The sequence below is a fragment of the Thalassospira sp. CA1 genome (genome assembly GCF_059052855.1).
Genome location: NZ_JBZCIA010000005.1, coordinates 115,049 through 128,144, shown reverse-complemented (window position 1 = coordinate 128,144; position 13,096 = coordinate 115,049). Strand labels below are relative to the sequence as shown.

The window sequence follows — 13,096 nt, the reverse complement described above, 5'->3', positions numbered from 1 at the left end:
GGGGAATGATAAAAAGACTTGTGACCAGTACCATTCTGGGCTGTGGGATCTTCGTTGGTGGCGGTCTTGCGAGTTTGCATTCAGCCACGGCACAAACAACAGGCTCAGAAGTTCCTCCGCCGGAACCAGCCATTCTGTTCAGTGCCGATGAGGTCGATTACAATCAGGAACTCCAAACCGTCACTGCGCGTGGAAATGTCGAAATTTCCCGGGTAGGACGTATATTGCTTGCTGACACGGTAAGCTATGACAGATCCCAGGATGTTCTCACGGCTTCGGGAAATGTCAGTATCACTGAACCGACGGGCGAAGTCACCTTCGCTAGCTATGTCGAACTGAGCGGTGATTTCAAGGAAGGAATCGTTCAGGATATTTACGTACTGTTGGATGAGAACACCCGGATTGCCGGAGCTGGTGCCCGCCGCAGCGGCGGGAACTTTACCGAGATTGCCAAAGCCGTGTACTCCCCCTGCAAAGTCTGCGAAGACAATGGCAGCAGCTCGACACCGCTTTGGCGCATCCGCGCAGCGCGCGTCCTGCATGACTCAGATAGTAAAACGGTGGAATACGAAGACGCTCGTCTGGAGGTCGCAGGTATTCCTGTTCTCTACACCCCATATTTTCAGCATCCTGACCCGACAGTGAAACGCCAGTCCGGCTTGCTTGCGCCGTCATTCGGCAGCACCAGCCACGTTGGAAGCTACTTCAGCCAACCCTATTACTGGTCGATCGACAATAGCAAGGACATGACTTTCACGCCAACCTACACAACGGATGAAGGTCCTGTCCTCGCAACCGAGTACAGACAGCGCCTGGACAGCGGAGAATTCGACGTCGTCAATAGCATTACCAGAGACACAGAGGATGACTGGCAAGGCCATATTGATGCCAAAGGACGGTTTGACATCGATCCGACGTGGCGTTGGGGCTTTGACGCCGAACAAGCCTCAGAAAAAACCTATCTCTCACGGTATGGTTTTGGCTCACCTTCTGTCCTGACCTCGAACCTGTTTACCGAGGGGTTTCGCGGCGCCAGCTACACGCGCGCTGATGCATATTATTTCCAAGGCCTAAAGAGTGATGATGATCGGGACACGACCCCCATTGTATTGCCGCATCTGCAGTTTCACGGACAATCCGTGCCAGCAAAATACGGTAGCATAACAACCTTGGACTTGGATGGCCTCTCCCTGACCCGCGACGAGGGTACCAATTCGCATCGTGTGTCTGCCAAAGCCGGTTGGGAGCTCCCTCACGTCGGCACAATGGGTGATGTCACCAAACTCAGTCTCTCCGTCCGAAGTGACAACTACCTCGTCTCAGACGTATCTCGCACTAATAGAGAAAACTACAGTGGATATACGGGACGCCTGCTGCCATTGGCTGCGATTGATTGGCAAATGCCGTTCGTAAGCAACCAAGGCAGCTACCAACAGGTCATTACTCCAATCGCCATGGCAGCTTGGTCTCCGAACGGCGGCAATCCTGACGAGATTCCCAATGAGGACTCGCAATCGTTTGAACTGGACGATATCAACCTGTTCTCCCACGACAGGTTTGGCGGCCTGGATCGCGCAGAAGACGGTTTCAGGGCAAGTTATGGCCTTGAGTGGGGTATCTACGGTCCCCAAGGAGGCTATACCAGCGCGATGTTTGGTCAAAGCTACCGCGCAAATGAAAATGATACTTTTGCCCGAGGCTCTGGACTAGATGAGCATCTTTCAGATTATGTTGGCCGAGTGACTGTCGCCCCGAACCAATATCTTGATTTGACATATCGCTACCGTCTTTCAAAAGACGATTTTTCTGCTCGCCGAAATCAGGTAACAGCGACTGTCGGATCACTTGATACGTTACGCCTGAATACGACGTATCTACACTTCACAGATGAAGCAGGCAGCGAAGAGTTTGACGAGCGTGAGGAAATCTACTTCCGCGCGGAACGTCAGTTTAATCAGTACTGGTCGGGTCAAGCGTATGGGCGCTACGACCTCGATGAAACCGACCCCTTGGAATATGGTATCGGTTTCGTTTATGAAGATGAGTGCTTCATCTTCGATGGTCGTGTACGTCGGACCTTCTATCGGGATCAGGATTTAGGTGAATCTGACGAAGTCCTTTTCCGTCTCGTTTTCAAAACCCTGGGCGAGTTTGCATCTGCAGCCGGATTGTAAGTAAAAATGATTTCCAATATTTCGATTTCGACGTCCTTGAAAATCTGCGCTGTGATGATTGCTGTCACACTATCGATGATGGTCGCACCAGTTCGAGCACAGTCGCCAGTTGGCGTTGCTGCCGTGGTCAATGATGATCCGATTTCAGTCATTGATCTGGTTGAACGCATCAAACTTGTTGCCGTGTCCTCCAACATCGAGATGACACCTCAGCGCAGCAACGAGATGGCGCCGCAGATCCTGCAGCAACTGATCAATGAAAAACTGCAACTGCAGGAAGCAGAGCGTCGTGGCATCGAAGTCACCGATGAAGACATCGCGCGCGGCAAGTCAATGATCGAACAGAATGCCGGCCTTCCGGACGGCATGCTCGACAGGTATCTGTCGCAACGGCAAATCGCATCCGGAACGATTGAAAATCAGATCCGCCCGCAGGTCGCCTGGCAAAAAGTTCTTGGCAGTATGCGCGGTGAAGTTCAGATTTCCGAAGCAGAGATCGACGACACGCTTGAGCGCATCGTCAGCAACCAGAACAAGCCGCGTAACCGCGTTCAGGAAATCTTCCTGCCTGTCGACAACCCGCAGGACAGCACACGTGTTTACCAAACCGCGCAAGAAATCCGTGATGCCCTGAACAAGGGCGCGGATTTCGCAGGTCTGGCACGGCAGTTCTCAGCCAGTGCAAGTGCTGCCAATGGTGGCGACCTTGGTTGGCTTTATGCCGGTGAAATGTCGGCTGACTTGCAGCAGGCGGTCAACCAGCTGCAACCCGGTGACGTAAGTGCGCCGGTCCAGACCGTCCGCGGATATTACATCGTCAAATTGCTGGACCGCCGCGTTGGTGACGCCGATGCTATTACCGACACCAGACTGGACCTTTATCAGCTGTTTGTCCCGATCAGTGGTGACATGCCGCAAGACCAGATCGACGCCAAAATCGCAGTCCTGCAAAACACCCGTGAAACGGCAAATAGCTGTGACGCCATGGCAACTGTCGCTGTCGACCTTGGATCTGATCTGAGCGGCAAGATGGAAGGCATTTCGCCCGGCGAACTTTCTGGCCCGATCCGCCAAGCCGTCACCAACCTTGATGAAGGAACACCGTCCAACATTATTCAGGTTGATGGCGGTGCGTTGATGGTGATGATTTGTAACATCACAGAAGAAAGCAACCTGCCCAGCCGTCAGGACATTGAAAACCGTCTGCGGTTGGAACGTCTTGATATTCTGGCACGTCGCAAACTTCGTGAACTGCGCCGTCAGGCATTTATTGATATCCGGATCTGATCCGGTCTACAGGACCCCGATAGCAAGATGACAGAACGCGCCCCCATCGCATTGACGATCGGCGAACCCGGCGGCATTGGCCCCGAGCTTGCTATCAAGGCATGGCTGCGTCGCATGCAGGATGAGCTTGCACCATTTTGCCTGATCTCGCCTGTCAGCATGATCACTCAAGCAATCATCCGAAGCGGCACTGATGTTCCGGTGCGCGTGATCCAGACAATCGACGAAGCCACGTCCATCTTTACCGATGCTCTGCCGGTTCTGGAAATCACAGATAGCGCTGCCGAAGTCGTTTCAGGTGTAGCATCACCCAAAACCGCAAGCGTCGTGATTGAGAGCATCACAAAGGCCGTAGAACTGGCGACTACCGGTAAAGCAAGTGCCGTCGTCACCAACCCGATCCAGAAAAGCGCATTGTATGAAGCGGGCTTCAGCCATCCCGGCCATACAGAGTTTTTGGCAGAGCTCGCCGGACCGGGCACAATACCCGTCATGATGCTGGCCAACAGCAAACTGCGCGTGGTGCCGCTAACCATCCATATCCCGCTCAAGGATGTCCCGACACAGCTGACAACTGAGCTGATTGTCGAGCGTTGCCGGATCACGCATCAGTCCCTGCAAAATGCCTTCGGGATCGCCAAGCCGCGCCTTGCAATTACCGGGCTGAACCCGCATGCGGGCGAAGATGGCACGATGGGTACCGAAGAAAAAACCATCATGGCCCCGGCCATCAAACAACTGCGTGACGAAGATGTGGATGTTATCGGTCCCCTTCCGGCCGATACCATGTTCCATGAAGAGGCACGCGCCAATTACGACGTGGCGCTCTGCCCCTATCACGATCAGGCCCTGATACCGGTCAAGACGCTTGATTTCCATGGTGGCGTGAATGTCACACTCGGATTACCATTTATCAGAACATCGCCCGATCATGGCACCGCGCTTGATATTGCCGGCAAAGGCATCGCGCGCCCCGACAGCCTGATTGCAGCCCTGAAGATGGCGGCAGAAATGGCAACAAAACGCCTTGCGACAGGAGCCTGACCGACGTGTCAGAAGACAACGATAATACTGGCAAGCTTGCCAATGATGGCCTTCCGCCGCTGCGCGAAGTGATCGCAACCCATGATCTTTCCGCGCAAAAGAAATTCGGCCAGAACTTTCTGTTTGATTTGAACCTGACCGGGCGCATTGCCCGTGCGGCCGCACCGCTTGATGATGCTACCGTGATTGAAATCGGTCCGGGCCCGGGCGGCCTGACCCGTGCGTTGCTGTTCAACGGTGCGAAGAACCTGACCGTGATCGAGCGTGACCCGCGCTGCCAACCGGTTCTGGAACAGATCAGCAATCATTACCCCGGTGCGCTGCACGTCATTGATGGCGATGCGCTTGAGGTCGACGTTACAACATTGGGCCCCGCCCCGCGCAAGATCGTCGCCAACCTGCCCTATAATGTCGGCACGCAACTATTGCTTGGCTGGCTGATGCAGATTGATCAGTTCGCCAGCCTGACCCTGATGTTTCAGAAGGAAGTGGCCGAACGTGTCGTCGCCCGCCCGAAGACCAAGGCTTATGGGCGTCTGTCCGTCCTGTGTCAGTATCTTTGTGACTGCGACATCCTGTTTGATGTCCACCGCAGTGCCTTTACCCCACCGCCGAAGGTGACCTCGGCCGTCGTGCAACTCCGCCCCAAGGCGGATCGCGGCACAGACATCAATTTGGATAGCCTTGCCAAAATTACCCAGGCCGCATTTGGTCAACGTCGCAAGATGCTGCGCGCAAGCCTCAAGACCCTGAACATCAATGTAACTGAGTTGCTTGCGAAGGCAGGGATTACGGAAACTGTCCGGGCCGAGGAACTCAGTGTTGCGGATTTTGTCCGCCTGACACAGGTTCATGATGAAATGGCCGCTTCGTAAAGCGGCCATTTTTCTATCTGGTATCAGTCTGTCAGAAGTTTTTTGACAAAGCCCGGCAAGCCTGTCTGGCGTTCGCGTTTGATCCGTTCGGCACCGATAATGTGTTGAACATCGGCGATGCAACGATCCAGATCATCATTGATCAGCACATAGTCAAATTCTTCCCAATGGCTGATCTCGGCACCGGCCTTGGCCATGCGTTTCATAATCACGTCATCGGCGTCCTGTCCGCGATCACGCAGGCGGCGTTCCAACTCACCCGATGACGGTGGCAGGATAAAGACTGAAACCACGTCATCACCGCCCTTGTCGCGCAGTTGGCGGGCCCCCTGCCAGTCAATGTCAAACAACACATCGCGGCCTTCCGACAGTGCCTTTTCAACCGGTCCAATCGGCGTACCATAGTAATTGCCAAACACTTCTGCCCATTCAAGCAGTTCGTCATCGGCAATCATATGTTTGAATTCATCAACCGATTTGAAAAAGTAGTGTGTGCCTTCTTCTTCGCCGGGGCGGGCCGCACGCGTTGTTGCCGAAACAGACAAGGAGATCTTGTCATCATTTTCAAGCAACTGACGGGTGATGGTCGTTTTCCCGGCACCGGACGGCGCACAGAATACCAGCATCACGCCACGGCGGTTATGCGGATCGATCATGATGTTTCCTTCCCTGCCGCTTATTCGACGTTCTGAACCTGCTCGCGGAGCTGATCAATGATCACTTTAAGCTCCATGCCGCAATTGGTCAGTTCAATATCATTGGCCTTTGAGCATAGCGTGTTGGCCTCGCGATTGAACTCCTGACACAGGAAGTCAAGCTTGCGCCCGATTGCGCCCCCCTTGGTCAGCATATCGCGTGCTGCGCTGATATGGGCTTTGAGACGATCAATCTCTTCGCGGATGTCGGCCTTGGTTGCCAAGATCGCCGCTTCCTGATGCAGGCGTTCGGGGTCGAACTTGCCCGCATCCATCAATTCTTCGACCTGACGTTTCAGACGATCCTTGATCGCGTCTGCGCGCGCTGATTCGCAATTTTCAGCACGTGTAACAGTTGCCTCGATGTTGTCGACATGGCCGCGCAGCATGGCGTCAAGTTTCTCGCCTTCCTCTGCCCGGTGGGCGGCCATCTGATCAATCGCATCATTCAGGCTTGCCAGCACGGCGGTGTCATTGGCGTCCCGGGTTGCTTCGTCTTCCTGTGGCTCATAGGCCTCAAGCACACCGCGCACATTCATAAGATCTGCAATCGTTCCTGCCGATAGGCTGCTGGTATTATCAAACTCCTCGGCGATCTGGACCAGTTCGGAAAGCAGTTCACGGTTCACCGAATAGGCATTGCTATCACCGGAACGTGTAACATTCAGGGTCACGCCCATATTGCCGCGCTTGAACCGCTTGGAAACCGCATCACGCACCTTGGCCTCAAGACGCTCAAACCCGCCATTCAGACGCATGCGAACATCAAGCCCCTTGCCATTGACACTGCGCAGTTCCCAGGTCCAGCCGAACCCATCGGCCGCGCCATCAACGCGCGCAAATCCGGTCATGCTTGAAACGGTCATCTTTTCATCCAGTTCGCTTTTGTGTTTGGGCGTTTATAACCATTGGCCCGTGTCCCGCCAAGGGTGAACACCGATCATCACGCGATAACGACAATATGGTAAACATAAGCCGTATTTCATAATGCTGCCCTATTGCTGCAGCATGTTCCGCAAAAATCAATTTCCTTAATTCAAAACCCAGTACGAGCAACAATGTCTTTTCAGTACGATGCCATTCTGATCACCGGTGCCAGTTCGGGTATTGGCGCTGCCCTTGCCCGCCATTTCGCACGTACCGGCGTGACCCTTTTTATCAGCGGTCGCAATCAAACGCGCTTGCAACTGGTGGAAAATGATTGTCGCGCCGCCGGGGCCAATGTTTATGCCGATGTTCTCGATGTGACGTCGCGCGAAACCATGGACGCCTATGTCACCCATTGCGATGAAATTGCGCAGCTCAGCCTCGTCATCGCCAATGCAGGCATTTCGGCCGGTACCGGTGGCCTTGGCGAAAGCCCAGAACAGGTTCGCGATATCTTTGCAACCAATGTTGGCGGTGTCCTGAACACGATTGATCCGGCGATCAAGGTTATGCGTGCGCGCAGACGGGGTCAGGTCGCATTGGTTGCATCCCAGGCATCCTGGCGTGGACTGCCCTCTGCCCCGGCCTATTGCGCCAGCAAGGCGGCTGTCCGGGTTTACGGCGAAGGATTGCGTGGTGCGTTGGCGCCCGATGGCGTGAAGGTCAATGTCATCTGCCCGGGCTTTGTTAAAAGCCGCATCACTGATGCCAATGATTTCCCGATGCCCTTCTTCATGCAGGCCGACAAGGCTGCAAAGAAGATCGTGCGCGGTCTTGAACGCAACAAGGGCATGATCGCCTTCCCCTGGCAAATGAACCTGATTATCGGAATGCTTAAGATGACACCGCAATGGTTGATGGATCTTGCGGCATCCCGGATCCCGAAGAAAACATCATCGCCCGATAGCCACGGCGAACATTAGGAAGTAAAAAGGCGGCATCAGATTGATGCCGCCTTTATCTTTTTAGCCAAACTCTTTGGTGATCACTGCCCGTCACGGATGCGCCGCCACTTGGCAACGTTGCGATTATGCTCATCAAGGGTTCTGGCAAAGGCATGCCCACCTGTCCCGTCTGCAACGAAGTACAGATCTTCGGTCGCAGCCGGATGCAGCACGGCATAAAACGCATCGCGCCCCGGATTGGTGATCGGCCCCGGCGGCAGGCCGCTGGTGACATAGGTGTTATAGGGGCTCTCAAAACGCCAATCCTTGCGCGTCAGTGGACGTTCAAGACGCTTGTCCGGGCTAAGCGCATAGGCAACTGTCGGATCAGACTGCAGGCGCATATCGCGTCGCAGGCGATTGATGAACACGCCGGCAACCCGTGCCCGTTCGCCAGCAACACCGGTTTCGCGTTCAACGATGGAGGCCAGGATGACCGCCTCTTCAATGGTGTCGAACGGCAATCCTTCCTGACGGCCCGGCCAAAGCTGTTTGACCATTTCATCGTGAGCTGCGCGCATGCGATCAATGATGCTTTGCTTCGTATCGCCAAACGAGAACTGATAAGTTTCCGGCAACAAGGTTCCGTCGGCCGGAATATCAGTGATCTCGCCACTTAATCCGTCAACCAGATTGATCCGATCGACGATTTCGCCGGAACGAAGACCTTCGGGGATGGTGACGAACCGTTTGACCGTATCCCCAAAGGCCAGAATTTCAGCAGCCTGTTTCGGGCTGACCCGGGCCGGGAAATGGTATTCACCCGCACGTAGTGACCGGTCAAGCTGACTGACGCGAACCCCGGCAAGGAAGATCAGCGGTTCGGTGATGATGTTTTCACGTTGGAAAATCTCGGCAATACCGCGAACACCGGTCCCCTGCGGGATGATGATGTCGCGTTCCTGCGCCAAATTGCTGGGCGATGTGTATTGCACATAAACATACACCGCTGCCCCACCTGTGGCGAGAGCAGCGGTGATGATCAGAAAGCCAATAAAAAGCAGAAAACGCTTCAAGGGAATGCTCCCGGGGGTTGCTCTGCTGTTTAAACGGCCTTGAAAACAAGCGATGCGTTAGTGCCGCCAAAGCCGAACGAGTTCGACAGAGCGACATTGACTTTACGCTGTTTGGCTTCAAGCGGAACCAGATCGATGCCTTTGCATGCCTCGGACGGATTGCGCAGGTTCAACGTCGGCGGAACAACGCCTTCGTGGATCGCAAGGATCGAGAACACTGCTTCAATCGCACCGGCAGCACCCAGAAGGTGACCGGTTGCCGATTTGGTCGAAGACATCGACATTTTCTGGGCATGATCACCAAACAGGCGTTTGACCGCACCCAGTTCGATTTCATCACCCAGCGGAGTCGAGGTACCGTGCGCGTTGACGTAATCAACATCTTCCGGGTTCAGACCCGCATTGCGGATGGCATTGCGCATCGAACGGAAGCCGCCATTGCCGTCTTCGGCCGGTGCGGTGATGTGATAAGCATCACCTGACATGCCGTAACCGGCAACTTCGGCGTAAATCTTGGCACCACGCGCCTTGGCGTGTTCGTATTCTTCAAGAACGACACAGCCCGCACCTTCGCCCATGACGAAACCGTCACGGCCTTCATCCCATGGACGGGATGCTTCGGTCGGTGTGTCGTTGTAGCTGGTCGAAAGCGCACGTGCAGCAGCAAAGCCCGCCATGCCAAGACGGCAAACAGCAGCTTCGGCACCACCGGCAACCATGACATCGGCATCGCCAAGCATAATCATGCGCGATGCGTCGCCAACGGCGTGTGCACCGGTCGAACAAGCGGTAACCACCGCGTGGTTCGGACCTTTAAGACCGTGTTTGATCGAAACCTGACCCGAGACCAGGTTAATCAGACAAGACGGAATGAAGAACGGACTGACACGACGGGTCTTGCCGTTATTGACCAGATCAGTTGCCTCGGAAATCTTGGGCAACCCACCGATCCCCGAACCGATCAAAACGCCGGTTGCTTCCTGATCTTCGTCGGTTTCCGGCTTCCAGCCAGAATCCGCAATCGCCTGATCAGCAGCAGCAATCCCATAGACGATGAAATCGTCCATTTTCTTCATGTCTTTGATCGAGACATGATCTTCAGCGTTGAAAAGTCCGTCACCCTCACCGCGCGGCACGAGGCCTGCGATTTTGGCAGGGATATCCGACACGTCAAACGTATCGATGCTTTTGATCCCGGATTGGCTGTTCAGCAGTTTCTGCCAAGTATTCTGTGCCCCGCTAGCAAGCGGAGTAACAGCACCAATACCGGTAACAACTACGCGTCTCATCCCGCATTACGCCTTTATTCTATGAATCCAGCAAAGACGAAAAGGGCGCCTGAGGATGCCCTCTAGGCGCCCATGTCTAACAGCAAACTTAGCTGTCCGCCTTTTCGATGAAGTCGATCGCGTCTTTAACGGTCAGAATTTTTTCAGCCGCGTCATCCGGAATTTCACAACCGAATTCTTCTTCAAACGCCATAACCAGCTCAACGGTGTCCAGGCTGTCTGCGCCCAGATCGTCGATGAAGCTTGCGTTTTCAGTGACCTTGTCTTCTTCAACACCGAGGTGCTCGACAACGATCTTCTTCACGCGATCTGCGACATCACTCATAGCTCAAATCCTTCAATAGGTTTTCTGTCAGTTAGTTTACACGTGGTACCCGTTGTGTCCCCCTATTGAAGGAGTTCCCGGGAACCGGAAACCGGCAACGAACAATCGCCAGTTTCAATATTTGGTATAGCGGCCTCTTTTAAACAGAAAAGAAGGCAACCCGCAACGGGTTAAATCATCGCCATTCCGCCATTCACATGCAAGGTCTGTCCTGTGACATAAGCAGCTTCGTCACTTGCAAGATACAGAACCGCTGCTGCGATCTCTTTGCTGTCGCCCATGCGACCTGCCGGAATACCGCCCAAAAGCTTTTCTTTCTGGGCATCTCCGAGTTCTTCGGTCATGGCCGTGGTAATAAAGCCCGGTGCCACACAGTTAACCGTAATTCCGCGCGCCGCAACCTCTTGCGCCAGCGATTTTGACCAACCGATCATCCCGGCCTTGGCAGCGGCATAGTTGGTCTGGCCCGGGTTGCCGGTCACACCAACGATCGAGGTGATGTTGATAATACGGCCGTGGCGGCGTTTCATCATGCCGCGCAGCGAATTACGCGCAAGCTTGAAGGCAGAGGTCAGGTTCACATCAAGAACTGCCTGCCAGTCTTCATCCTTAAGACGCATGGCAAGCTGATCACGGGTAATTCCGGCATTGTTAACCAGAATATCAAGCTGACCACCAAGGGCTTCCTCGGCATTCTTGATCAGACCATCGACCGATTCTTTATCCGAAAGGTTGGCCGGAACAACAACAGCGTTGCCACCGATTTCGGCAGCAACCGCTTCGAGGCGTTCCTGACGGGTCCCCGACAGAGCAACCTTCGCACCAGCTTCGGCCAGAACCTTGGCGATTTCGCCACCGATACCGCCGGTCGCACCGGTTACGAGTGCTGTTTTCCCTGCAAGATCAAACATAAATTTTCGTTCCCTTTGGGTTCGTTCGTGTTCCGGACACTCTTACAGAGCGCCGAGGAATGCTTCGATATCTGCCGGACCATTCACAGCCGTACCGCTCAGATCGCGGTCAATACGACGCACCATGCCGGTCAAAACTTTGCCTGCGCCGATCTCTACCAGATCGGTGATGCCCTGTTCTTTCATATAAAGAACCGACTCACGCCAGCGCACGGTGCCGCAAACCTGCTCTACAAGGAGTTTACGAATGGTTTCCGGATCATCAGTTTTTTCTGCGGTCACGTTGGCCACGACCGGCTTGCCCGGTGCGTTCATGGTCACAGCGCCAAGCGCCTCTGCCATGCGATCGGCTGCCGGCTGCATCAGGGCACAATGGAACGGTGCCGATACCGGCAGCAACACAGCGCGCTTTGCGCCCTTTTCCTTGGCGATCTCAATCGCGCGCTCCACAGCGGCCTTGTGACCGGAAACAACAACCTGCCCGCTGGCATTGTCATTGGCGGCGGTGCAAACTTCACCCTGTGCTGCTTCTTCGGCAACCGCAACCGCATCGACATAATCAAGACCAAGAAGGGCTGCCATCGCGCCAACACCGACCGGGACGGCGGCCTGCATCGCCTGACCACGGATTTTCAAAAGGCGCGCGGCATCGGAAATGGCAAAGGTGCCCGCTGCTGCAAGGGCGGAATATTCGCCAAGGGAATGACCGGCAACAAGATCGCACTTATCGGTCAGGGTAAAGCCGCCTTCTTTTTCCAGAACACGGGTCACCGCAAGGCTGACCGCCATCAAGGCCGGCTGCGCGTTTTCGGTCAGGGTCAGTTCGTTTTCCGGACCTTCGAACATCAACGCGCTAAGCTTTTGCGAAAGCGCATCATCAACTTCCTGGAAAACTTCGCGGGCAACCGGGAATGCGTCTGCCAGTTCCTTGCCCATACCTACCGCTTGCGACCCCTGTCCGGGGAAAACGAGTGCGCGTGTCATTATATTAAATAAACCCTTGTCCGCTTCTACGAAGACTGTGCCGAAAACCGGCCCCTTGAAATTGAGCCACCCTTGATAGCGTGCGCAAGCGCACTGTCAAGAACTGAAACCTGATGGACGCGGTTGGTTTGATTTTTTTACGCCCCAAAACTGCACGTCGCGATCACACTATAACAATAGTGTGACTTTCGGGTTTGACACCCGATTTGCGCGTTTATGGCATATTTTGCGTCATTTACGAAGGACTGGCTGTTGCGCAGCGCACAATACGCAACACCCACACATCCACAAGCTCCACCGCCGAAGCCGTATGGAAAACCAAGGCCTGCTGTCGCTTTAAGTCGGAAGATACATTGAATGCAGGGACAAACGCCGCCTTCACAATCGCGTGCATGTCGGTTATCCCGAAACTGCAATGCTCACCCCATGACAGATCCAAGCCAGAAACACGCAGGTTTCTGCCGATACTGTCAAAGCCATCGCACTATCCCGTAATCGGCAAAAAGCTGCATTTGGCGTTGCACTCATGGGCGAAAAGTGTATATTCCGCCGTCTCACGGCTCCTTGCCGGGATTGTCCGGCTATGCCTGCATGGCACGAGGTCATGCAGGAAGAGATAAGCCAA

At 54.6% G+C, this 13,096-nt stretch carries 12 protein-coding genes; 5 read left to right on the top strand and 7 right to left on the bottom strand.

The features are described from left to right. Positions 1–5 precede the first annotated feature (5 nt). Genes AC5Q5A_RS10765 through rsmA form a run of 4 tightly spaced genes read left to right on the top strand, consistent with a single transcriptional unit; the run spans position 6 to position 5,380 of the window. A complete protein-coding gene (locus AC5Q5A_RS10765; RefSeq protein WP_493895258.1) occupies positions 6–2,174 on the top strand; it encodes an LPS-assembly protein LptD in 2,169 nt (722 codons plus the stop codon). Between the two features lie 6 nt (positions 2,175–2,180). Beyond that, positions 2,181–3,461, top strand: a complete 1,281-nt coding sequence (locus AC5Q5A_RS10760; protein ID WP_493895257.1) for a peptidylprolyl isomerase — start codon at positions 2,181–2,183, stop codon at positions 3,459–3,461. Between the two features lie 27 nt (positions 3,462–3,488). Next, positions 3,489–4,505, top strand: coding sequence for a 4-hydroxythreonine-4-phosphate dehydrogenase PdxA (pdxA, locus tag AC5Q5A_RS10755; RefSeq protein ID WP_493895256.1), 1,017 nt, complete (start codon positions 3,489–3,491; stop codon positions 4,503–4,505). A gap of 5 nt (positions 4,506–4,510) precedes the next feature. Continuing rightward, entirely contained in the window at positions 4,511–5,380 is an 870-nt protein-coding gene (gene rsmA / locus AC5Q5A_RS10750) for a 16S rRNA (adenine(1518)-N(6)/adenine(1519)-N(6))-dimethyltransferase RsmA (protein WP_493895255.1), read from the top strand. A 23-nt stretch (positions 5,381–5,403) separates the two neighbouring features. On the opposite strand, the gene gmk is transcribed toward rsmA, so the two are convergent. Both gmk and AC5Q5A_RS10740 read right to left on the bottom strand, forming a co-directional pair. Continuing rightward, positions 5,404–6,036 carry a guanylate kinase gene (gene gmk, locus AC5Q5A_RS10745; protein ID WP_063088361.1) on the bottom strand — a complete coding sequence of 211 codons (633 nt, stop codon included), beginning with the start codon at positions 6,034–6,036 and terminating at the stop codon, positions 5,404–5,406. Positions 6,037–6,056: 20 nt separating this feature from the next. Further along, positions 6,057–6,941 carry a YicC/YloC family endoribonuclease gene (locus AC5Q5A_RS10740; RefSeq protein ID WP_493895254.1) on the bottom strand — a complete coding sequence of 295 codons (885 nt, stop codon included), beginning with the start codon at positions 6,939–6,941 and terminating at the stop codon, positions 6,057–6,059. A 192-nt stretch (positions 6,942–7,133) separates the two neighbouring features. Between AC5Q5A_RS10740 and AC5Q5A_RS10735 the strand changes: the two genes are divergently transcribed. Further along, positions 7,134–7,925 (top strand): SDR family NAD(P)-dependent oxidoreductase, encoded by a 792-nt coding sequence (locus AC5Q5A_RS10735; protein WP_493895253.1) that lies wholly within the window; start codon positions 7,134–7,136, stop codon positions 7,923–7,925. Positions 7,926–7,987: 62 nt separating this feature from the next. On the opposite strand, the gene mltG is transcribed toward AC5Q5A_RS10735, so the two are convergent. The 5 genes from mltG to fabD form a co-directional block, all read right to left on the bottom strand. Beyond that, complete coding sequence (mltG, locus tag AC5Q5A_RS10730) at positions 7,988–8,962, bottom strand: endolytic transglycosylase MltG (protein ID WP_493895252.1); 975 nt, start codon at positions 8,960–8,962, stop codon at positions 7,988–7,990. Between the two features lie 29 nt (positions 8,963–8,991). Beyond that, positions 8,992–10,251 carry a beta-ketoacyl-ACP synthase II gene (fabF, locus tag AC5Q5A_RS10725; RefSeq protein ID WP_064781619.1) on the bottom strand — a complete coding sequence of 420 codons (1,260 nt, stop codon included), beginning with the start codon at positions 10,249–10,251 and terminating at the stop codon, positions 8,992–8,994. 88 nt (positions 10,252–10,339) lie between these two features. Next, positions 10,340–10,576 (bottom strand): acyl carrier protein, encoded by a 237-nt coding sequence (locus tag AC5Q5A_RS10720; RefSeq protein ID WP_008890547.1) that lies wholly within the window; start codon positions 10,574–10,576, stop codon positions 10,340–10,342. A 170-nt stretch (positions 10,577–10,746) separates the two neighbouring features. Then, on the bottom strand, positions 10,747–11,487 hold the full coding sequence (fabG, locus tag AC5Q5A_RS10715; protein ID WP_008890546.1) for a 3-oxoacyl-[acyl-carrier-protein] reductase: 741 nt from the start codon (positions 11,485–11,487) through the stop codon (positions 10,747–10,749). A 42-nt stretch (positions 11,488–11,529) separates the two neighbouring features. After that, positions 11,530–12,471 carry an ACP S-malonyltransferase gene (gene fabD / locus AC5Q5A_RS10710; RefSeq protein WP_008890545.1) on the bottom strand — a complete coding sequence of 314 codons (942 nt, stop codon included), beginning with the start codon at positions 12,469–12,471 and terminating at the stop codon, positions 11,530–11,532. Between the last annotated feature and the right edge of the window lie 625 nt (positions 12,472–13,096).